20 protein-coding genes and 1 tRNA gene are annotated in these 21,807 nt (G+C 63.5%); 13 read left to right on the top strand and 8 right to left on the bottom strand.

Annotated elements, in window-relative coordinates; genetic code table 11:
• On the bottom strand, positions 1-2,880 hold a 2,880-nt coding region (locus VFW93_RS09710), incomplete at its 3' end, for an ATP-binding protein (RefSeq protein WP_329693792.1).
• Between the two features lie 110 nt (positions 2,881-2,990).
• On the opposite strand from VFW93_RS09710, the gene VFW93_RS09705 reads away from it, so the two are divergent.
• The 4 genes from VFW93_RS09705 (at position 2,991) to ureC (ending at position 6,175) form a co-directional block, all read left to right on the top strand.
• Positions 2,991-3,293 (top strand): urease subunit gamma, encoded by a 303-nt coding sequence (locus tag VFW93_RS09705; protein ID WP_290672401.1) that lies wholly within the window; start codon positions 2,991-2,993, stop codon positions 3,291-3,293.
• A 98-nt stretch (positions 3,294-3,391) separates the two neighbouring features.
• Positions 3,392-4,060: a HupE/UreJ family protein gene (locus tag VFW93_RS09700; RefSeq protein WP_329693791.1), complete on the top strand. Its 669-nt coding sequence runs from the start codon at positions 3,392-3,394 to the stop codon at positions 4,058-4,060.
• A 48-nt stretch (positions 4,061-4,108) separates the two neighbouring features.
• On the top strand, positions 4,109-4,414 hold the full coding sequence (locus VFW93_RS09695; protein WP_329693790.1) for an urease subunit beta: 306 nt from the start codon (positions 4,109-4,111) through the stop codon (positions 4,412-4,414).
• 33 nt (positions 4,415-4,447) lie between these two features.
• Positions 4,448-6,175, top strand: coding sequence for an urease subunit alpha (gene ureC, locus VFW93_RS09690; protein ID WP_329693789.1), 1,728 nt, complete (start codon positions 4,448-4,450; stop codon positions 6,173-6,175).
• A 45-nt stretch (positions 6,176-6,220) separates the two neighbouring features.
• Here the strand turns inward: ureC and VFW93_RS09685 are convergent, their stop codons facing one another.
• Complete coding sequence (locus tag VFW93_RS09685; protein ID WP_329693788.1) at positions 6,221-7,288, bottom strand: hypothetical protein; 1,068 nt, start codon at positions 7,286-7,288, stop codon at positions 6,221-6,223.
• A gap of 62 nt (positions 7,289-7,350) precedes the next feature.
• Between VFW93_RS09685 and ureE the strand changes: the two genes are divergently transcribed.
• The 5 genes from ureE (at position 7,351) to VFW93_RS09660 (ending at position 10,943) form a co-directional block, all read left to right on the top strand.
• Complete coding sequence (gene ureE / locus VFW93_RS09680; RefSeq protein WP_329693787.1) at positions 7,351-8,064, top strand: urease accessory protein UreE; 714 nt, start codon at positions 7,351-7,353, stop codon at positions 8,062-8,064.
• An 8-nt stretch (positions 8,065-8,072) separates the two neighbouring features.
• Entirely contained in the window at positions 8,073-8,828 is a 756-nt protein-coding gene (locus tag VFW93_RS09675; protein WP_329693786.1) for an urease accessory protein UreF, read from the top strand.
• Entirely contained in the window at positions 8,825-9,469 is a 645-nt protein-coding gene (gene ureG, locus VFW93_RS09670; protein WP_329693785.1) for an urease accessory protein UreG, read from the top strand. Before VFW93_RS09675 ends, ureG begins: the two co-directional genes overlap by 4 nt.
• Positions 9,470-9,487: 18 nt before the next feature.
• Positions 9,488-9,562: transfer RNA gene (locus tag VFW93_RS09665), tRNA-Arg, on the top strand.
• Positions 9,563-9,707: 145 nt separating this feature from the next.
• On the top strand, positions 9,708-10,943 hold the full coding sequence (locus VFW93_RS09660; protein WP_329693784.1) for a GGDEF domain-containing protein: 1,236 nt from the start codon (positions 9,708-9,710) through the stop codon (positions 10,941-10,943).
• A 5-nt stretch (positions 10,944-10,948) separates the two neighbouring features.
• Here the strand turns inward: VFW93_RS09660 and VFW93_RS09655 are convergent, their stop codons facing one another.
• On the bottom strand, positions 10,949-11,230 hold the full coding sequence (locus VFW93_RS09655; protein ID WP_329693783.1) for an H-NS histone family protein: 282 nt from the start codon (positions 11,228-11,230) through the stop codon (positions 10,949-10,951).
• 196 nt (positions 11,231-11,426) lie between these two features.
• Here VFW93_RS09655 and VFW93_RS09650 point away from each other — a divergent pair, with 196 nt between their 5' ends.
• Together VFW93_RS09650 and VFW93_RS09645 are read left to right on the top strand one after the other, a co-directional pair.
• Entirely contained in the window at positions 11,427-12,170 is a 744-nt protein-coding gene (locus tag VFW93_RS09650; protein WP_329693782.1) for a metallophosphoesterase family protein, read from the top strand.
• A gap of 30 nt (positions 12,171-12,200) precedes the next feature.
• On the top strand, positions 12,201-13,613 hold the full coding sequence (locus VFW93_RS09645) for a bifunctional serine/threonine-protein kinase/universal stress protein (RefSeq protein WP_329693781.1): 1,413 nt from the start codon (positions 12,201-12,203) through the stop codon (positions 13,611-13,613).
• A 23-nt stretch (positions 13,614-13,636) separates the two neighbouring features.
• Here the strand turns inward: VFW93_RS09645 and VFW93_RS09640 are convergent, their stop codons facing one another.
• From VFW93_RS09640 to VFW93_RS09630, 3 genes are all read right to left on the bottom strand, one after another.
• On the bottom strand, positions 13,637-14,248 hold the full coding sequence (locus VFW93_RS09640; RefSeq protein WP_329693780.1) for a chemotaxis protein CheD: 612 nt from the start codon (positions 14,246-14,248) through the stop codon (positions 13,637-13,639).
• Positions 14,229-14,798, bottom strand: a complete 570-nt coding sequence (locus VFW93_RS09635; RefSeq protein ID WP_329693779.1) for a chemotaxis protein CheW — start codon at positions 14,796-14,798, stop codon at positions 14,229-14,231. Before VFW93_RS09635 ends, VFW93_RS09640 begins: the two co-directional genes overlap by 20 nt.
• A gap of 114 nt (positions 14,799-14,912) precedes the next feature.
• Positions 14,913-16,925, bottom strand: a complete 2,013-nt coding sequence (locus VFW93_RS09630) for a hybrid sensor histidine kinase/response regulator (RefSeq protein ID WP_329693778.1) — start codon at positions 16,923-16,925, stop codon at positions 14,913-14,915.
• An 80-nt stretch (positions 16,926-17,005) separates the two neighbouring features.
• Between VFW93_RS09630 and VFW93_RS09625 the strand changes: the two genes are divergently transcribed.
• Positions 17,006-17,698: a response regulator transcription factor gene (locus VFW93_RS09625; RefSeq protein ID WP_329693777.1), complete on the top strand. Its 693-nt coding sequence runs from the start codon at positions 17,006-17,008 to the stop codon at positions 17,696-17,698.
• A gap of 10 nt (positions 17,699-17,708) precedes the next feature.
• Here the strand turns inward: VFW93_RS09625 and VFW93_RS09620 are convergent, their stop codons facing one another.
• Positions 17,709-18,530, bottom strand: a complete 822-nt coding sequence (locus VFW93_RS09620) for an NAD(P)-dependent oxidoreductase (protein ID WP_329693776.1) — start codon at positions 18,528-18,530, stop codon at positions 17,709-17,711.
• 278 nt (positions 18,531-18,808) lie between these two features.
• On the opposite strand from VFW93_RS09620, the gene VFW93_RS09615 reads away from it, so the two are divergent.
• The gene (locus tag VFW93_RS09615; RefSeq protein ID WP_329693775.1) at positions 18,809-19,300 is read left to right on the top strand and encodes a cytochrome b/b6 domain-containing protein; all 492 of its coding nucleotides are present in this window, start codon (positions 18,809-18,811) and stop codon (positions 19,298-19,300) included.
• Between the two features lie 27 nt (positions 19,301-19,327).
• Here VFW93_RS09615 and parC read toward each other — a convergent pair whose 3' ends face one another.
• On the bottom strand, positions 19,328-21,655 hold the full coding sequence (gene parC, locus VFW93_RS09610; protein WP_329693774.1) for a DNA topoisomerase IV subunit A: 2,328 nt from the start codon (positions 21,653-21,655) through the stop codon (positions 19,328-19,330).
• Positions 21,656-21,807 lie beyond the last annotated feature (152 nt).

Below are 21,807 nucleotides of genomic sequence, written 5' to 3'. Positions count from 1 at the left end.
TCTGGCGCGTTGCACCTCTGCGGCACGCACCTGCGGCAGGAACAGGCGAATGCGGAAGGTGGTGCCCAGGCCCAGCTTGCTTTGCACGCTCATTTCACCGCCCATCAGGTCGGTGAGCATCTTGCTGATGGTCAGGCCCAGTCCGGTCCCGGCAGCGGAGTTGCCTGCTGCAGATGAGCCTCGCGCAAAGGGCTCGAAGATCTTGTCCAGTTCGGCCTGCGCAATGCCTGGCCCCGTGTCCGTGATGTCAATCTGGGCGATCTCACGGGCATAGCGCACCTTGAAGGTCACCTGTCCTGTGCTGGTGAACTTCACGGCATTGCCCAGCACGTTGATGAGGATCTGGCGCACGCGTCGCTCGTCGGCACGCACGGCCTCCGGCAGCGCAGGGTCAATGTCGGCCTCGAAACGCAGGTGTTTGGCGCGTGCCTCGTTTTCGATCAAGCCCGTGATCTGCTGCAGCAATTCGCCCAGGCGAACGGGCTTGACGTCCAGCGTCAGCTTGCCGCTTTCGATGCGGGCGATGTCCAGCGTGCCTTCGATCAGCGACAACAGGTGATCGCCACCGCGCTTGATCACCCCCACCCCGTGCTTGACATGCTCGGGCAGTTGCTGATCTTCATCCAGCAGTTGCGCATAGCCCAGGATGCCATTCAAAGGCGTGCGCAACTCGTGGCTGATGGTGGTGATGTAGCGGCTCTTGGCCTGGTTGGCCTGCTCCGCCGTTTGCTTGGCCTGCTGCAGCTTCTCATCGGTGATGCGATGGGACTCGATCTCACGCACCAGCAGATGGGTCTGGCGGTTGGACTCCTCCTGCGCCACCTGACGGCTCTTGTGCGTGAGCACCACCCACCAGGCCACCACGCCAGCCACCAGCAGCAAGGCCGCAAACACCTTGATGAAGGCGGCTTGCAGCATGTCGGCCGCCGCACCGGTGTTGGTGAGATCCAGCACATCCAGATCCCGCAATTGCTGCTGATAGACCAGGCCGAACACACCAGCCAGCAGGGGCGCCAGGACCAGCATGATCAGCATGAACTGCCCCAACTCCGTGTCCATGCGGCGCCAGATGAACGCCGGCATCAGCTTGCGCCCCAGGCCACGCCACTGCTCAGCCCAGCGCGCTTCAGGCTTGCAGAGGTCCTGACAACGGGCATCGAGCGAGCAGCACAAGGAGCAGATGAAGCCCTGGTAGGCAGGGCAATGGGCCACATCGTCGGCCTCGTACTCCCGCTCGCAAACCGTGCAGCGATGCAGCGCACGCAAGCGGATCACCTTGCTCAAGGGTGTGCCGGCCTCTTCGGCGGGGGCGTCATGCACGAAGGGTGGGCGCCCCACGTGCGGCTGCTTCAAAGGCGAACGCGCCAGGTAGTAGCGCCCCTTGGTCGCCCAGGCAATCAAAGGCGCCGTCACGAAGGCCACAATCATGGCGATCACGGCCGAAAACGCCTGCGCCAACTCACCCAGCCAGCCCACATAGGCCAGCACGGAGATCAGCGAGGCCAGGCCCATCGCCCCCACGCCAACCGGGTTCACGTCATACAGGTAGGCGCGCTTGAACTCGATCCCCTTGGGCGACCAACCCATTGGCTTGCTGATCACGAGGTCAGCCACGACCGCCATGATCCAGGCGATCGCGATGTTGGAGTACAGCCCCAGCACCTTGCCCAGCGCCTGGAACAGATTGAGCTCCATCAGCAGCAAGGCGATCACGGCGTTGAACACCACCCAGACCACACGGCCGGGGTGGCTGTGCGTGACCCGCGCAAAGAAGTTCGACCAGGCGAGCGAGCCGGCGTAGGCGTTGGTCACGTTGATCTTGAGCTGCGAGATCACCACGAACAAGGCCACCGCGGCAATCGCCCAGGACTGATGGGGAAAGATCTTTTCCCAGGCCACCAGGTACATCTGATTGGGATCCAGGGCGCGGTCCACCGGCACGGAAAAGCTGATGGCCAGATAGGCCAGCAAGGCCCCCCCCAGCATCTTCAACACGCCCGGGATCACCCAACCCGGGCCGCCCACGAACACGGCCGTCAACCATCGCGCTCGGTGCCCGGCGCGGTACTCCGGCATGAAACGCAGGTAATCAGCCTGCTCGCCCATCTGCGTGATCAGCGCGATCCCCACGGTCATGGCTGAGCCAAAAGAGAGCAAATCAAAGCCCTTGTGTTCACCTGATTCGCCGGGGTAGGCCGCCAGGTCATGCAAGATGCCAGGGTGCTCCTTGAACACATAGATGAAGGGCAGCACCAGCATCACCAGCCACAAGGGCTGCGTGATCAACTGCAGGCGGCTGATGATGGTCACGCCATGCGTCACCAGCGGCACGACCACCAGGGCGCAGATCAGGTAGCCCCAGGCAGGCGGGATGTCGAAAGCCAGCTCCAGCGCGTAGGCCATGATGGCGGCCTCCAGCGCAAAGAAGATGAAGGTGAAGGACGCGTAAATCAGCGAGGTGATGGTCGAGCCGATGTAGCCAAACCCCGCACCGCGCGTGAGCAGATCCATGTCCAGGCCATGGCGAGCGGCATACACGCTGATGGGCCAACCGGCCAGCAGGATGATCAGACCGGTTGCCAGAATGGCCCAGAACGCATTGATGAAGCCGTAATCCACCAGCAGGGTGGCCCCCACCGCCTCCAGCACCAGAAACGCAGCTGCCCCGAAAGCGGTATTGGCCACTCGCCAGTCGCTCCAGCGCCGGGCCGAACGCGGCGTGAAGCGCAAGGCATAGTCTTCCAGGGTCTCCGAGGCCACCCAGGTGTTGTAGTCACGACGCACTTTGACCACCCGCTGCAGGGCTTCCCCTGCGGGTTCGTCATGCGCATACGTCGAACGGCTTATCAGCTCTGGACGATTTTGGTCTGGCTCTTGCATAGTGTGGATTCGTCTGCCCTTGTCATCGCAATTTCGATGCCGATGGCGCCTGCCCAGCCCAAGCCGCTGCCCCACATACCCAAAGGCCCCGGTCCACACCGAGACACACGATGGAACTGACGCCACGCGAAAAAGACAAGCTCCTGATTTTCACGGCTGCATTGCTGGCCGAACGCCGCATGGCGCGAGGGCTCAAGCTCAATTACCCGGAAGCCGTTGCCCTGATCACCGCTTTCATCATGGAAGGCGCCCGTGACGGCAAGAGCGTCGCTGCGCTCATGAGCGAAGGCAAAACGGTGCTCACACGCGAACAGGTCATGGAAGGCGTGCCGGACATGATCCCTGACATCCAGGTCGAAGCCACCTTCCCGGATGGCACCAAGTTGGTGACAGTGCACCAACCAATTGCATGAGCCTCTGGGTGCCGGCAGTTACGCACCATATAAGTGCAATCAAAGCATCACTCTCGTCAGCCTATTTATCGTCCTCTCACCAGATTGGAACAATGACCATGTTCAGCACTCAGACTCGTCGCACCATCATGGCCACCGCGGGCGCCGCCATCGCCCTCGCATCCCCAATGGCCATGGCGCACCTCGGCGCAGATGGCGCGCCCCATATTCATGATGATCAGATCCTCGGCAGCCTGATCGATGGCGCACTGCACCCGCTGACCGGCCTGGACCACCTGGCCGCCATGGTGAGCGTGGGGGCCTGGAGTGCCCTGAGTCTGGCGCCAGCAGGTCGCAAGCCTGACATCAAGACCATCGCCCGCGCACCCGCCGCTTTTGCAGGCACCTTGCTCGTGGGCGCCCTGGCTGGCCTGGCCGGCATCACCCTGCCAGGTGTCGAACCCATGATCGCGGCCTCCTTGCTGGTGCTGGGTCTGCTGTTGGCCACCCGCCTGCAATTGGGTCAGTCAGCAGGCAGCGCCCTGGTGGCCATGTTCGCCTTGTTCCATGGCCTCGCCCACGGGGCCGAACTTGGTGGCCACGCCGCTGCGGCCCTGACCGGCATGGTCGCCAGCACGGCCTTGCTGCATGGCATTGGCATGGCAGCAGGCCTGGTTTTGCGTGATGAGGGCCATCGCAGCAAGCGCTGGGCGTCCCGCCTTGCTGGTGGCGCTGTCACCATGCTGGGTCTGAGCATGCTCACACCAGCCATCGCCGCAGCCATCTGAAGCCTGCAGACGCCTACAGAAGCCCGCACCAACAGGAAAGACCCCGCCATGATCCCAGGCGAACTCCTCACCGATGGCCCTGACCTGAACATCAATCCAGGCCGCCGCACCTTGACCATGGTGGTCGAGAACGCGGGCAATCGCCCCATTCAGGTGGGCTCGCACTACCACTTTGCCGAGACCAACGCCGCTTTGCGCTTTGATCGGGAGGCCGCCAAAGGCATGCGCCTGAACATCGCGTCAGGCACGGCTGTGCGCTTCGAGCCCGGCCAGCAGCGCACCGTCGAACTGGTCGACTACGCAGGCGAACGTGTGGTGTATGGCTTCCGTGGACTGACCCAGGGCAAGCTCTGAAGCGCCCATCCCGAACAAGAAGGACAAAGCAAGATGGCAAGCATTCCCCGACGCGCCTATGCCGAGATGTTCGGCCCCACCGTGGGCGACCGACTGCGCCTGGCTGACACCAATCTGGTCATCGAGGTCGAGCAGGATCTGACCCTGCGCGCTGGCGGCTACGGTGAAGAAGTCAAGTTTGGAGGCGGCAAGACCATCCGTGACGGCATGGGCCAAAGCCAGGTGCCCAACGGCCCCGGCCCCATGGACGCGTGCGACTGCGTGCTCACCAATGCCGTGATCGTCGACCACTGGGGGATCGTCAAGGCCGACATCGGCATCAAGGCCGGCCGCATCGTGAAGATCGGCAAGGCAGGCAACCCCGACGTGCAGCACGGCGTGGACATCGTCATCGGCCCGGGCACCGAGATCGTCGCCGCTGAAGGCATGATCGTCACCGCTGGCGGCATCGACACGCACATCCACTTCATCTGCCCGCAGCAGATCGAAGAGGCGCTCATGAGCGGTGTCACCACCATGATGGGCGGTGGCACGGGCCCGGCCACCGGTACGTTTGCCACCACTTGCACGCCCGGCCCTGACAACATCGCACTGATGCTGAAAGCCGCCGAGGCCTTCCCGATGAACGTCGGCTTCCTGGGCAAGGGCAACGCCAGCCAGCCGCAGGCACTGCGCCAGCAAATCGATGCCGGGGTTGTCGGCCTGAAGCTGCACGAGGACTGGGGCACCACGCCCTCGGCCATCGACTGCTGCCTGAGCGTGGCCGAAGAGACCGACACCCAGGTCTCCATCCACTCCGACACGCTCAACGAATCAGGCTTCGTCGAAGACACCATGGCCGCGACCAAGGGCCGCACGCTGTGCGCCTTCCACACTGAAGGCGCTGGCGGTGGCCACGCGCCGGACATCATGCGCGTGGTGGGTGAAGCCAACTTCCTGCCCTCGTCCACCAACCCGACCATGCCCTTCACGGTCAACACGGTGGACGAGCACCTCGACATGCTCATGGTGTGCCATCACCTTGATGCATCCATTGCCGAGGACCTGGCCTTCGCGGAAAGCCGCATCCGCCGCGAAACCATCGCCGCCGAAGACGTGCTGCACGACCTGGGCGCCATCAGCATGTTCAGCTCCGACTCGCAGGCCATGGGCCGCGTGGGTGAGGTCATCATCCGCACCTGGCAGACGGCGCACAAGATGAAGGCCCAGCGCGGCAGCCTGCCGGGCGACACCGCTCGCTCGGACAACAACCGCGTCAAGCGCTACATCGCCAAGTACACGATCAACCCGGCGCTCTCGCACGGCATCTCGCATGAAGTGGGCAGCGTCGAAGTGGGCAAGTGGGCTGATCTGGTCATCTGGCGCCCAGCCTTCTTCGGCATCAAGCCCAGCATCATCATGAAGGGCGGCTTCATCGCCGCCGCCGCCATGGGCGACCCGAACGCCTCCATCCCGACGCCGCAGCCGGTGCACTACCGCCCGATGTTCGGCAGCTTCGGCGGCGCGCTATCGCGCTCGTCAATCACCTTCATGAGCCAGGCGGCCATCGCCACGGGCAAGCACCAGGAATACGGTCTGAAGAAGCAGGTAGTGGGGGTCAAGGGCAACCGCAGCGTCACCAAGCGCGACATGGTGCTCAACAACTACATGCCGAAGATGGAGATCGACGCCCAGACCTACCAAGTGCGCGCCGACGGCCAGTTGCTGGTGTGCGAGCCTGCCGCGTCGCTGCCCATGACGCAACGCTACTTCCTGTTTTGAGCAGCCTTCTACATGCCCCGACAACTCAAGATCGGGGCATCCAACTCAAGCGACGCGGTGCCCAGCCCAGCGACGACCTGAGCCAATCATCATCAATCCACCAAGCAGCCACAGACTCCAGGTACCAGGCTCAGGCACGGACAAGACACCAGCCTTGAGATCCTGTTCCGTCACCGTTGCGATGAAATGATTGTTGAAACTGACGAAGACGGAGTGCGTGCTGGGGTCCACCGCCATGGCAAGTGGGTGATAGTCATATACAGATGGATCGAACTCCATGCCGTGCAGCAACTTGCCTTCACTGTCAAACTCCAGCAGTCTGGAAACGTAGCTGTTATCGTCTTCGGTAGTACGCCCCTCATTGATCACGAAGAAACCGCCGTTCCAGGATGGCGCAACACTGTTGATACAAATGCTGAGCGCCCCATCCCACTCCCTGCATCCAGCGACCGCCCCTTTGTAAGCAGACAGGTCAACAGCTCTGACCGTCCCGGTCGCACGCGACATCATGAAGACCCCTGTGCCAGTGCCACCCCAATGATCATGTGCGTAAAAATCGGAATCCGTCATGCCGGTGATCATGTAAGGCGTTTGGGGATAAGTGCTTTGCAGCAGTTCCGGGACGCCGCTGGCGGTCATGGATTTCAAGTCGGCCGAGAGCTTGTAGACCTTGTGGGAAAAAGTGTCTGTCGATTGCTGGTACGAGCTCGCAGAGACATAGAAGCCGTCCATGGAGGCGTTGTTAAGCAACACGGATGCGCCGGCAACGCCAGGCACCAGCGTTCCCAAATTGACAGTTTGGAGCAGACGCCCCGAACGATCGAGTTCATACACCAAACCTTTTGGCGGCCAGGTACTTGAATCAAGTGCTTCCTGAGTCACAAAGAAATGACCATCCGATTGACGATATGCCAGCCCCAGCATGTTGCCTTCCTCTAGCTGAGGCAAAGCGATCGACTCGTAAGCTCGAGCTGATGTGCCGAGCGCACCCAGCAGCAACGTTGCGCAAATCAGAATCCGTCGATGTGACGACATAAGATGCCCCTTCCTGAATTTATTTGTGAATAGTCCGTCGGGCCACCAGTTTGGCTGGACCAACTCTGAAGATAGCATGTCACCCTGCCCTACATACTCGTAGTAACCAGTACCCCATCCATCGCGCCACATCCGCCACCATGCTGACCGTCAACAAGCTCCTTCCCCAAGGCCAAGGTCTGGCCACCGTGCTGCTCAAGCGCGCCTCGTCTGTCGAGCTCGACTGGGACGTACGCCAGAAGAGCCGCTTCGACGCCACTGACAGCGTGGGCCGCTCGCTGGGTGTCTTTCTGCCTCGCGGCACGCTGGTGCGCGGCGGTGACGTGCTGGTAGCCGAAGACGGCTCGATGATTCGCGTGCTGGCAGCACCTCAACCTGTGCTGGTGATCACGCCTTGCGCCGAGCATGGCACGCCTTTCGACCTGGTGCGCGCGGCCTACCACCTGGGCAACCGCCACGTGCAGATCGAGCTGCAACCCGATCACCTCAAGATCGAGCCCGATCATGTGCTGGCCGACATGCTGCGCGCCATGCACCTGACGGTCAAGGAGACGTCGGCGGCGTTCGAGCCGGAAGGCGGTGCTTATTCTGGCGGAGGCCATGCCCACGGCCATGACCACGATCACTCGAACCCCGCTCATGGCGAGCCAGGCCATGTACACGGCCCAGGCTGCAGCCACGGGCATGCGCATGAGGCCCCGGCCCAGGCCACCACCCAAACGGCTGAAGCGACTCAAGCGCCTGTACGCGGCAAGCCCATCGGCATTGCCATCAAGTCGGCACCAGCGGCCCCCCATGTTCATGGCCCTGGCTGCAACCATGGCCACGACGACGACCACGGTCACCACCACTGACCCCATCCATGCCCCGCGTTGTTCCCCGCAGTGAACCTTTGAGCCCAGCCGCCCGCTTGCAACTGATGTGGCTGGCCTCCCCTGCCTTGCCGGTAGGTGGATTCAGCTACTCGGAAGGGTTGGAGGCCGCCGTCGAGTCAGGTCGCGTCACCAACGAGCATCACGCCGCCGCCTGGCTGGTTGACCAGCTCCATCTGAGCGTGGCCCGCGCCGATCTGGCCGTGGTGGCCCGCGCCATCCCGGCCTGGCAACGTGGCGACCTGCCCCGCCTCAACGAGCTCAACAACTGGGTCACGCAAACGCGCGAGACCACTGAACTGCGCCTGCAGACCGAGCAGATGGGCCGCTCGCTGGTGGAGTGGCTGCGCAACCGCACGGGCGCGGCCACCTTGCAAGTCAGCGACGAGCGACTGACCCAGTGTGCCGCCCTCACGCCCACCCCCACCTGGCCCATCGCCTTCGCACTCGCTGTGGCGCACTGCCTGCCCACACCCGGCCCGCGCGGCAACGCCGAGGCCATCCGCGAGGCGCTGCTGAGCTTCGCCTTTGGCTGGGCCGAAAACATGGCCCAGGCCGCCATCAAGGTGGTCCCCCTGGGCCAAAGTGCCGGCCAACGCATCCTGCAAAGCCTGATCGACCAGATCCCGGCTGCCATCGACCACGCCATGAGCCTGCCCGATACGCAGCGCCAGGCTTTCACCCCCATGCTGGCCATCCTCAGCGCCCAGCATGAAACCCAATACTCACGTCTGTTCCGATCATGAGCAACCTGCACAACATCCCCGGCCGCACCAAGAAACTTCCTCCCCTGCGCGTGGGCGTCGGTGGCCCCGTGGGCTCCGGCAAGACCACCTTGCTGGAAATGCTGTGCAAGACCATGCGCGAGCAGTACGACCTGGTCGTCATCACCAATGACATCTATACCAAGGAAGACCAGCGCCTGCTGACCGTGGCCGGCGCCCTGGATCCGGACCGCATCATGGGTGTCGAAACCGGCGGCTGCCCGCACACCGCCATCCGCGAAGACGCCTCCATCAACCTGGAAGCCGTGGACCGCATGCTGACCAAGTACCCCAATGCGGACATCGTCTTCATCGAATCCGGCGGCGACAACCTGGCGGCCACCTTCAGCCCCGAGCTCAGCGACCTCACCATCTACGTGATCGACGTCGCGGCCGGTGAAAAGATTCCGCGCAAAGGCGGCCCCGGCATCACCAAGAGCGACCTGTTCGTCATCAACAAGACAGATCTGGCCCCCTACGTCGGCGCCAATCTGGAGATCATGGAAGCCGACACGAAGCGCATGCGCCCCACCCGCCCCTTCGTGATGACCAACCTGAAGACACAACAGGGCCTGGCCGACGTCATCGCCTTCATCGAAACCAAGGGCATGCTCAAGGCATAATGCCGCCTTCACGCACGTCTCTCCGTAGTTCAATGGATAGAACGGCCGCCTCCTAAGCGGCAAATACAGGTTCGATTCCTGTCGGAGGGACCACTGCATCACCCGGTGCGGGCGGCGAGATCACTTGAGGCGCTCAGAAATGAGCACCTGCACCTCAAGTTCGGACACCATCATCCGAAAACGGCTCAGACGTCAGGCCTTTCGGATGTGGCCTGGCGCGTTTCGAGCCAAGGTCCATATGGTTGCCCACACCACACACACATCCGACGATACCGATGCCTTGCATGCCGGTACGCACGTGCCACTGTCCTTCCAGAAGCAATGTGTTCTGGATGCCGCCCAGCGCATGCGCAAGGGCGTGCTGCTCTATTCGGCCATCTGGGCCGTGCTGATGCAGGCAGACAACTTCGTCACCCGCCACCCCTACTTCGCCCTGATCAATGGCCTGGTGCTGCTGGCGGGTGCTGCCCTGAGGCTGGGCTACAACCAGGGCTTGAAGGAAAGGCTGGAGCGCAACTTCCGGCGCACCCAACTGGTCTTTCGGGCGCAGTCGCTGGCCTACAACGCCTATTGGGGAACACTCTGCGCCATCGTGCTGGTGGCACCCGATGCCGAAAACCTGCGCTGGCTGATGCTCATGAGCACCGTCGGCATCACGGCGGGCGGCACCGTGATCGTGGCCATCGAATCCGTGTTGCCCTTGCTCTACCCGTTTTGCACGCTGGGGCCCACCGTGCTGGCCGTTCTGCCTCGCGGTGGGTCGGTGAACCTGGCCCTGGCCGCGCTGATCGGCGTGTTCTTTCTGTACTCGCTGAGCATTTCCCGGCTGGTCGGGCGCGAGTATTGGGCTCGGCAACGCTCCCAGGCGCTGCTTGAACAACGTGCGCGCGAGCTCGAAGCCTTGAGCCGCACGGATGCTCTCACCCAGATTCCCAACCGCCTGAAGTTTCAGGAGTCACTCAGCGTGGCCTGGCGCGATGCCCGCCGCCGTCGCGAGCCGCTGGCGATCGCCATGGTCGATCTGGACTACTTCAAGCACATCAATGACAACCACGGCCACCCCTTCGGCGACGTCTGCCTGCAGGCGGCGGCCAAAGGTCTGTCGTCCGTGCTGCGTCGCCCGGTCGACATGGTGGCGCGCTTTGGTGGCGAAGAGTTCGTGGTCCTGCTGCCCAACACCGACGAAGCGGGCGCGCTCAAGGTGGCCCAGGCCATGCTCGACAAGATCAAGCAAACCTTCATCAGCCAGGATGGTCATTCGGTGTTGCTGAGTTGCAGCATCGGGGTGTCAGCCCAGGTACCCGGCATGGAAGACCCATCGGACATGCTGGTCAAGCAGGCCGACGCGGCGCTTTATGTAGCCAAGCAATCCGGCCGGGGTCGAGTCACGCCTTACAGGGATCCACAAACCACCGAGCCAGCCCAGGACGAGCAAACCCCGGGCGCCCAGGCACCATTCACGGCCGCCGCCTGACAGAATCAGGCCTGTTCGGCCGGGCTGGCGCCTTGAGGAAGGCGCAATTCCTCGACGGTATACCCCTGGCGAGTCAGGGCATCGCGCAGCCAGTCAGGCTGAGAGCCCTCACCGTCCCAGGTTTCTCCGCTACGGGGATGCCTGTATTTGGGCCCGGCAGGCGGCTTCACCTCTTCCACCACCTTTTCAGGTTCGGGAATACCGGAAAGTTCATCGGCTGTGATTTGCCAGAATGCGACGAGCTTGCGCACCGAGCGCAGCACGGCTTCTTGTTCTGCTGATCTCATGGTGTCTCTTCGGTATCGAACCCGGGAATCCGGGCATGCCGTTGCGCACAATGGTATCAAACACCGGCGCCCATCGCGCCAATTCGCATTTTCGAGAAAACTGCAAAAGAAATGAAAATGCACAAGTCCTGATACTCCCGGTAGAGGCGTGCGGGCAGCCAGGCCTAAACTGGCTTATTCCAGAAGTCCTCCCGTCATGAAACTCGCCGTTCTCTCCGATCTGCACGCCAACCGCCAGGCCACCGAAGCCGTCTGGGAGCACGCCAGGCAACAGGCCTGTGATCAGACCGTGCTGCTGGGTGACTATGTCGACTACGGCGCCGATCCGGTCTGGGTCCTGGATTTCGTGCAGGCACGTGTCAAGGAAGGCGCCATTGCCATCAAGGGCAACCACGACGACGCCGTTCGACACGAGGGCGCGCACAACATGGCCGGGCACGTCCAGGAATCACTGGCCTGGACGCGCCAGCAACTGAGCTCGGCCCACGTGGCCTTCATCGAATCCCTGCCACTGGTCGCCGAGCTGGAGGAATGCCAGTTCGCCCATGCGAATCTGCACGCGCCCTCCCAGTGGGGCTACCTCGATGGCCGCATGGAAGCCGTGCGCAGCATGCAGGTCAGCCAGCACCCCTTCGTGTTTTGCGGGCACATGCATCAGCCGTGTCTGTATCACCTGTCCGGGGCGGGCAAGGCAGGCGAGTTCTCTCCGGTGGACGGCACGCCGATCATCCTGTCGCCCATGCGACGCTGGCTGGCCATTCCCGGCTCGGTCGGGCAACCCCGCGATGGCAACCCGGCGGCCTGCTACCTGGTGTTCGACACCGTCAGCCACCACATCACCTTTCACCGGGTGCCGTACAACCATGAAGGTGCCGCGCAACGCATCATCGACGCGGGTCTGCCCCGCCACCTGGCCGATCGCCTGCGCGACGGCCGCTAGCTACCGCACCACGCTCAACAGGAGCCGCGCATGATGACCCCGCCAGGAAAACTGCAAGCCGGCGATGTGATTGACCAGTTTCGCCTCAAGGAAAAGCTGCACCAGGGTGGCATGGCCACCTTGTGGGACGTGGAACCGCTGGACGGAGACGTCGGCCACGCGCTGATCATGAAGATCCCGCGCATCAAAGGCGGCGAGGATCCGGCCACGATCGTGGGCTTCGAGGTCGAGCAGATGGTGATGCCCATGCTCAAGGGGCCTCACGTGCCGCGCTTTCTCACCAAGGGTGACTTCATCAAACAGCCCTACATCGTGATGGAGCACATCCAGGGCGAATCCCTGCGCCCCAGGCTGGACAAGGCCCCCTTGCCGTTTGACGAGGTGGCCGAGATTGGCCAGCGTGTCGCCTTTGCGCTGCATGAACTGCACAAGCAGCACCTGGTGCACCTGGACGTCAAGCCCAGCAACATCATGTTCCGGCCTGGCGGGGAGGCCGTGCTGATCGATTTCGGTCTGTCACGGCACGCGCAACTGCCTGATCTGCTGGAAGAGGAGTTTTCGCTGCCCATGGGCACGGGGCCCTATATGTCGCCCGAGCAGGTGCAGTTCATCCGCAACGACCCACGCAGCGACCTGTTCGCCCTGGGCGTGATGCTCTATCACCTCACCACGGGCGAGCGCCCCTTCGGCAGCCCCAGCACCGTATCCGGCCTGCGCAAGCGGCTATATACCGACCCGATTCCGCCTCGTGCCCACAGAGCCGATACCCCGCCATGGCTGCAGGAGGTGATCCTGCGCTGCCTGGAAGTGGACCCGGCCAAGCGCTACCAGACCGGGGCGCAGCTCGCGCTGGACTTGCAACACCCCGATCAGATTCCCCTGACCAAACGGGCTGACCACATGGCGCCTCGCGGCAGCATCAGCAGCATCCGGCGCTGGTTCAAGGCCATGGGCGCGGAGCCGGAGGCAGAGGCCAATGCGACGCAGCACGTCGAGCACAGCCCGATCATCATGGTGGCGATCGCCACCAAGGGCAGCACGCCCGAACTGGACAAGAAACTGCTGGCCACCGTGCGGCGCATCCTGCAGATCGAGCCGGGCGCGCGTCTGGCATGCGTCAGCATCATGAAGATCAACCGCGTCGGCATGGACAAGCTGACCGACGAAGAAGGCAACAGTCTGCATGTGCAACAACTGGTGGCGATCAAGCACTGGGCCCGGCCCTTGCAGCAGCAACTGGAGCTCGACGAGCACCGCCTGACTTTCCATGTACTGGAAGCGCCGGATACGGCCCACGCCCTGGTCGAGTTTGCCAACAAGAACCAGGTGGATCACATCGTGATGGGCGCGCGCGGCAACTCGGCCTTGCGGCGCTACCTGGGAAGCGTGAGCGCACAGGTGGTGGCCGAGGCCGACTGCTCGGTGACCGTGGTGAGGGTCTGATGCGCCCTCAGCGCAAGGGGCACTCAGACTTCAGGTGAACCCAGACGCCCGCCATGGGCAATGGTCACGCTGCCGTCAGTCAGGTTGAAGCTCAGCTTGCGCAAGACGCGGCCACCCACGTCCTGCTGCACAGGCTCGATGTCCTGGTCGGTGGCCCATGTCTGAGCCCACCTGACATTGCGCTCGCCGGCGCAACCATCCTGCTGTTGAGCCCCGCCGGCCAGCGAGAGCTCCACATCCGACCAGTCGCAAGACGTCCTTTGCAGGCGTTCGTCGAGCCAGCGCACCGCGTCTTCACCATACATGCCTGTGGCCCCCTCCAGACCGTAGACGCCGCCAGGGCGCTGGGGATGGGCAAAACAGCACACGGCCCCCAGCCGAAACCTGGGGACCCACATGACCAATGCCAGGCTGGAGCCCAGCATGGCCGTCACACGCAGGCTGCCTCGTCCGAACAGCCAGTCTCCCGGACGAAGCATCACGCTGCGTCCACCCAGAGGGTCGGTACTCACCACACCGCTGCTCTCCAGGAAACCGGGCAGATCGGCGTGCGGTGTTTGATGACCGCCAGACAGGGGCATGGGCGCCCTGATGCCCACATCCGCCGACAGGAGATCAGTGATGAACGAGGTCATCGTGCAACTCCCCCAGGCAGGCCAGCTCCGTCAACTCCTCGCTGAAGAGCAACTGCTCCACGTGCATCACCATGGCGTAATGCCCCGGCCGCTTGGCCATGACATCGACGAAATGGCTGTTGAGATTGGCACCACAGATGGGTGGGGCTTCCAGGCCCGGCTCACTGAGGTTCAACACCTCGTGAACCGCATCAACCTCCACACCGATGTGAATCACCTGCTCGGCCAGATGAGCCTCTACCAGCACCACACAGCTGCGGCGTCCCGGCCTGGCGGCAGGAAAGCCCAGACGGCTGGCCAGGTCGATCACAGGGATCACCTGGCCATCCAGGTGCAGCGCGCCCTTCACGAATTCCGGCATGCGGGGATCGGATGCGATCAGGGGTGAATCGACGATGGCTGTCGTCGACGCGATGTAAAGCGCATAAGTCGTGTGACCGGCGCTGAACGTCAGATAGGGAATGCCGCCGCTGTAGACCATCACTTCTGCTGCGGCGGCGTCGGCTCTGCTGGCCTTGGCGCTGTCCTTGCGGGACCTGGTGATGATCATGCTTGCTCTCCAGTGCGATTCGATGGCTCCCATTGTGGAGAGCGGCACGCAGGGTGCCCATCGGCGCCTCACCTTGGGGTCGCCCCGGGTCTGGACCCGGGAAACGCGGCACGTTCAGCCTTGCAGATGCTGATCGATGGCCAGGAGCAAGGCCGCACAGGTGTCGGAAGTCACGCTTTGGCCAGCCAGGATGGCCTCTTCGATGGCGCGAGCCTGGGCGACCAGGCTGGGCAAGCCCAATACGGCCAGAGAACCACGCAGCGCATGGACGGCCTGGCGCAAGGCGGCCGTATCTGGCGCGTGCTCGATACCCTGCTTGAGAGATGGCCACTGGCTGGCAAACAGGCGTACCAGCTGCGGCTTGCCTGCCTGCCGGGCTGGCTCGCTCACAGGCTTGGCCGGCTGAAATGCGCGCCGTGCCACACCGGCCTTGACGGCCACGTCGCGGAGCAAGGCATGCAACCGTGCCGCGTCGAAAGGTTTGGTCAGACAGGCCAGGGCCCCCAGCGCGGCCGCGGCCAGTTGGTCCGACGCATCAATGTGCGCGCTCAGGAACACGATGGGCAGATCCTTGCCATTGGGCAAGGATCTGATGGCCCGCGCGATCTCCCATCCGCTCAGATCAGGTAGCTGGATGTCCAGCAGAATCAAGTCGAAGTGACGCTGCCCGATGAGCTCGGCCACCGATCGCCCCTCCCCCAACATCGCGACGTCCACACCGAGGCGGTGCAGAAACTCGCGCAACACGTGCTGGTTGAGCGCGTTGTCCTCGACGGCCAACACCTTGAGCCCCTGCAAGGCAGGATCGACCTTGAGGGTATCGTCTCGACGCGTCCTGAACACTGCTTCTGCCAGCAAGGGCAAGGGTTGTACATCGCTGCCCGGCAGCATCTGGCCCGCACTCACCCAGTACACCGTGCAGCCGGCTTGCGCGGCCTGCGCCATCGCAGCCTGCGCGGTGGCGCAGTCGGTATCGATCACCACACGATCGGCCAGCACCAGCTGGCCTGCAGGCAGAAGCGCTCGCCCCTGCGCGGCCCACTGCGTGGCCACCGTCTGCACAAGGCGCTCGTCATCGCTGATCACCACGGTGTCGGCCACTGGCGCAGACGGGGCTTCGTCCACGTCGAACGGCAGTTCGATGTCGAACCAGAAGATGGAGCCACCACCGGGCACCGAGGCCACGCGCAAGGCGGTGCCATGCAATTCGAGCAAGCGATTGACCACCGCCAGGCCCAGGCCCGTGCCACCCACCCGCGGCAAGGACAGGTCCGTCGCACGCTCGAACGGCTGGCCGATGCGCTCGATCTGATCGAGCGTGATGCCTGCGCCGGTGTCTGACACCGACATGCGCAACACCACGCTGTGCTCGCGCAAGGCCCGTCGCTTGACGTCGATCACCACCCGCCCTCGGTCGGTGAACTTCAGGGCGTTGGCCACCAGGTTGAGCAGGATCTGCTCGATGCGCCCGACATCGCCCCGAAGCTTGCGCGGGCAGGCTGGGTCCACAGTGGCATAGAGCCGCACAGCCTTGTCCTGCCTGAGGCTGGCGGCCACCGCCCCCACCCGCGACACAACCGCCGCCATGAACAGCGGCTGGTCTGGCTCGATGTCCAGCTTGCCTGACTCCAGCCGTGTCAGGTCCAGCAGATCGTTGACCACCCGGAGCATCAGACCCGAGGCTTGTTCGATGTGGTCCAGATGCAGGCTGTCTGCGCCGTCCGGCCAATCGGCACGGGCCAGCCGGGCAAAGCCCAGAATCGCGTTCAGCGGCGTGCGCAGTTCATGACTGATCGACGCCACGAACTGATCCCGAGCATCCACGGCGGGTCGTGACGCGGCGACTTCAGCAGGCATGTCCGGCAAGGCCAGGGGCACGATCATCCCCTCCAGACGACCGGGCGCTCGCAGGCTGCCGCGCATCAACAGGATCTGCCCCGGCTTGTTCAGCTCAAAGGCGAAAGTCGGGGCACCCGCATCGCTGGCCAGGGCATCGTCTCGCTCTTGCTCTTTCGCCAGCAACTGCCGCATCTGCGCCGCAGCCGGCTCAGGCAAGGTCGAGAGCCACGCATCGGCAGGCACCGTGCAGGCCTCCAGCAACAGCAGGTGCTGCGCTGCGGCATCCACGCACAAGGTCTGTTTGCTCAGCGCAAAGCAGCCCGCCCCCGCAGCCTGAACACAGGCGTTCGGCGACGGACTCCGAATAGATGAGCGATCGCGACGGGACAAAGTCACAAATTCCAGCCGAAGGCTTGAGGCGAGGATGCCGACAATGCATCATGCAAGCAATGCGGGTCATCGTAGCTGACGATCAGATACTGGTTCGGGCCGGAATTGTCGCCATTCTGGAAGATCTGGGCGGCTTTGAATGCATTGCCGCCGTCGACGACGGTCCCCGGTGCCTGAAGGCGTGTGCCGCCACCCCACCGGACATCCTGTTGCTGGACCTGAACATGCCCGGCGCGAACGGCCTGGACGTGGCCAGGGTGCTGCGGCAGACCCAGCCGGACATCCGCATCATCATCCTCACGAGCAGCACGGACGCCGAGATCGCCAAACGCGCGATCGACATGGGCGTCTCAGGCTTCGTGTCCAAGGATTTCGTGCTGGCCGAACTGGCGATGGCGCTGCACTGCCTGCGTGAAGGCCGCGTTTACCTGAGTCCGGACATCGCCCTGGCGTCCGTCAAGGAAAAGGACGCCAGCGACAAGCTCACCCCGCGGCAGAAGGATGTGCTGCGCTGCATCGCCAAAGGCCAGTCCAACAAGGAAATCGCCCGCGATCTGGCCGTGAGCATCAAGACGGTCGAATACCACCGCGCCGAGCTGATCCAGCGACTGGATCTGCACGACGTGGCCAGCCTGACGCGATTCGCGGTGTCACACGGGCTGGTGGACTGAAACTCGCTGCTCACTCATCCACGTAGAGATCCAGCATGGGTGTCGAGCCCGGCGTCACCAGGTAGCGGTCGAAATCGGTCACGCCTGCGTCCCGCAGCACCTGCTCGTCGATGAAGAATTGCCCCGTCACGTCGCGGCTGGCACGCGTCAGGATCCGGTAGGCTGCGTCCGCCATGATGTCCGGCGTGCGCCCCAGGGTGCCAAGCTGTGAGCCGGCCACATTCAAGGCGGATGTGGCAATCAGCGTGCGTGGCCACAAGGCATTCACGGCAATGCCCTTGCTGCGCAACTCGGCCGCCAGCCCGAAGGCGACCATGCTCATGCTGTACTTGGACACGGTGTAGGCCGCGTGCGACTCGAACCACTTTTCCTGCAGATTGATGGGTGGTGACAGCACCAGGATGTGCGGGTTGGCCGCCTTCTCCAGGTGCGGCAGGCAGGCCTGGGAGCACATGAAGGTGCCGCGCACGTTGATGTCCATCATCAGGTCGTAGCGCTTGGCGGCGACCTCGGGGGTCTTCGTGAGGTTGATGGCGCTGGCGTTGTTGACGAGGATGTCGATGCCGCCAAAGTGCGCGGCGGCCTTGGCCACCACATCCCGCACCTGATCCTCGTCGCGCACATCCAGCACCAGCGGCAAGGCACGCCCGCCAGCGGCTTCGATCTCCGCCGCAGCCGAGTGAATGGTGCCAGGCAGACGCGGGTCGGGCTCGGATGTCTTGGCCGCCACGACGATGTTGGCACCGTCACGCGCAGCCCTCAGTGCAATGGCCTTGCCAATGCCGCGACTGGCACCGGTGATGAAAAGTGTTTTGCCGGCGAGGGACGTCATGTGGGCTCCTGAAAGACGCGTCAACGATGTCAGGAAGACTAACCCAGGCTGCGCGTGAGGCTGTGCTGGCGTTTTCCTGCTTGCCAGCGCCAACACCCCCATGCCCTTCAATGACGCTTACGTCAAGCAATGACACAACCCGAGCTGACGCGGCAAATGCGCAGCAGGTTTGAGGTCGATCAATCCCGGCGCTGACCGGGCAACAAACCGGCAACACAAACCCCACACACTGAACACGTCACCAACAACGAGGTTCCGCATTCAGCAGGAACAAGATCATGCAGATTTCACGCGACTGGGCCACCCCACTCACCATCGGCGCCTTCGTGCTGATGGCTTGTACCGGCATCCTGATGTTCTTCCATGCCGATCTGGGCCTCCACAAGGAAGTGCACGAATGGCTGGGCTGGGCCCTGGTGGCGGGCGTGATCGCACACGCACTGGCCAACTTCGCTTCGTTCAAACGCTATTTCGCCAAGCCAGCGGCGCTGGCCATCATCGGCGTGTTCATGGTGATCCTGCTGGGCTCTGCCCTCATCCAGGAAGAGGAAAATGGCAAGGGCGGCAACCCAGGACGGCGCGCCACGATGGCGGTGTTGAACGCGCCAATCAGCGACATCGCGCCCCTGGCCGGGCAGTCAGCCCAGGCCCTGCTCGCCGACCTGCAAAAAGCCGGCTTCAAGGTCGAATCGCCCAGCCAGACGCTCATCAGCGTGACCGGGCCAGAGCAGCCGAATCAGTTCAAAGCCCTGGCCGTGATCTTTCACTGAACGCAGCCGCCAAGTCCATCAGGTCCATCAGGCCAGCGGCAGCACGCGCATCACCTTCTGGAAGGCGTCGACCGCCTTGCCCTTGCGGGCACGCTTGCCGATGTGGGCCAGGTAGGCGGAGTTGCGCACATCATCTTCCTTGGCCTTGCCACCGCGACCCGCACCAATGACCTTCACGCCGCCGGCCACCGTGGCCACCGAGATCAGCGGATCCTTCTTGGCATCCACTTCCATCAGGGTCAGGCCTCGGCCACCGTTGGATTGCAGCTTGAGCTCATCGAGCCCGAAGACCAGCATGCGCCCACCCTGGGCCAGGCAGGCCACATGGGTATGCGCTGCCTGTACCAGCACGGGCGGCAGCACCAGGTCACCTTCGTCCAGCGTCAGGAAACCCTTGCCACCCTTCTGACGTGTGATCAGGTCACCGAGCTTGGCCAAAAGGCCGAAACCACCCGTATTGGCAAACAGCAAGGTCTGATCGACGCTGCCAGCGAGGTAGTGCACAGGCTGCGTGCCCGATTCCAGTTCGATCATGGTGGTGATCGGAGCCCCGTCGCCTCGGGCGCCTGGCAAGGCCGCCACCGGCACGCTGTACACGCGCCCATTGCTGCCCACCACGATCAGCGGATCAACCGTACGACACTCGAACGTGCCATACAGACCATCACCGGCCTTGAAGGCAAAGCCAGCAGGGTCATGGCCATGGCCGGTACGTGCGCGCACCCAGCCCTTGAGGCTGATCACGACCGTCACCGGCTCGTCGATCACCTTGACTTCGGCCACGGCGCGCTTTTCAGCCTGGATCAGGGTGCGGCGCTCGTCACCGAACTGCTTGGCGTCGGCTTCGATTTCCTTGACCACCGTGCGCTTGAGCACGCTGGGGTTGTTCAGGATGTCTTCCAGCTTGGCCTGTTCGGCGCGCAGCTCGGAGAGTTCCTGCTCGATCTTGATGGCTTCCAGCCGCGCCAGTTGACGCAGGCGGATTTCGAGGATGTCCTCGGCCTGCCGGTCACTGAGCTTGAAGCGCTCGATCAGCGCGGCCTTGGGCTCGTCGCTGTTGCGGATGATGTGGATGACCTCGTCGATGTTGAGCAAGACGAGCTGGCGGCCTTCCAGAATGTGGATGCGGTCCAGCACCTTGCCCAGGCGGTGGCGCGTACGCCGCGTGACCGTCTCCATGCGGAAACCGATCCACTCCGTGAGCATCTGACGCAGGCTCTTCTGCGTGGGGCGGCCATCCGAGCCCACCATGGTCAGGTTGATGGAGGCGGACGTCTCCAGGCTGGTGTGCGCCAGCAAGGTCGTGATCAGCTCCTGCTGCTCGACCGTGCGGGTCTTGGGCTCGAACACCAGGCGCACGGCAGCGTCCTTGCTGGATTCGTCGCGCACGGCATCCAGCACGGACAGCACCGTGGTCTTGAGTTGGGTCTGCTCGGCGGTCAGCGCCTTCTTGCCGGCCTTGACCTTGGGATTGGTCAGCTCTTCGATTTCTTCCAGCACCTTGGCCGCGCTCGTGCCGTGAGGCAGCTCGGTCACCACCAGTTGCCACTGGCCACGCGCCAGATCTTCGATCTTCCAGCGGGCGCGCACCTTCAGGCTGCCACGGCCGGTGCCGTAAGCATCCTGAATCTCCTTCTGGGTGGAGATGATCTGGCCGCCACCAGGGAAGTCCGGGCCCTGGATCAGCTCGAACAGTTCTTCATCGGGCAACTTTTCGTTCTTGATCAGTGCCACCGTGGCCGCAGCCACTTCACGCAGGTTGTGGCTGGGGATCTCGGTAGCCAGGCCCACGGCAATGCCGCTGGCGCCGTTGAGCAGCACGAAAGGCAGGCGGGCCGGCAACTGCCTGGGCTCTTCGGTCGAGCCGTCGTAGTTGGGGATGAAATCCACCGTACCCATGTCGATTTCGTCGAGCAGCAGGCGGGCAATCGGTGCCAGACGCGCTTCGGTGTAACGCATCGCGGCTGCGCCGTCTCCATCGCGCGAGCCGAAGTTGCCCTGGCCGTCGATCAGCGGGTAGCGCAGCGCAAAGTCCTGCGCCATGCGCACCATGGCCTCGTATGCAGCGGAGTCACCATGCGGGTGGTAGCGACCCAGCACATCCCCCACCACGCGGGCGCTCTTGACCGGCTTGGCGCCACTGTTGCCCGAAAAACTCAGGCCCATGCGGTCCATCGCGTACAGGATGCGGCGCTGCACAGGCTTCTGGCCGTCGCACACATCGGGCAAGGCACGGCCCTTGACCACGCTCAGGGCGTATTCCAGGTAGGCGCGCTCGGCGTAATGGGCCAGGGTCAGGGATTCGCCGCCGTCACTGGGTGGCGGAGGGTTGAAATCGATGGTTTGTTGGGTCATCGGGAAAAAACAGGATCAGAAACGGAAATCTGCGGTGCCGAGTGTAGTGGGTGCCGGCGCCCCTCCCGCCCGCCCTGAGGCGAAGAGTTGGCGTCCTGGGCACATCCTGGCGACCAGCCTTTGACGCCGAATTCTCGCCTTCCTGGCCGTCA

Origin of the sequence: Aquabacterium sp. (genome assembly GCF_036279675.1) — a bacterium.
GTDB lineage: Bacteria > Pseudomonadota > Gammaproteobacteria > Burkholderiales > Burkholderiaceae_C > Aquabacterium.
The sequence above is the reverse complement of the archived record's forward strand: the minus strand, read 5'-3'. Positions and strand labels throughout refer to the sequence as shown.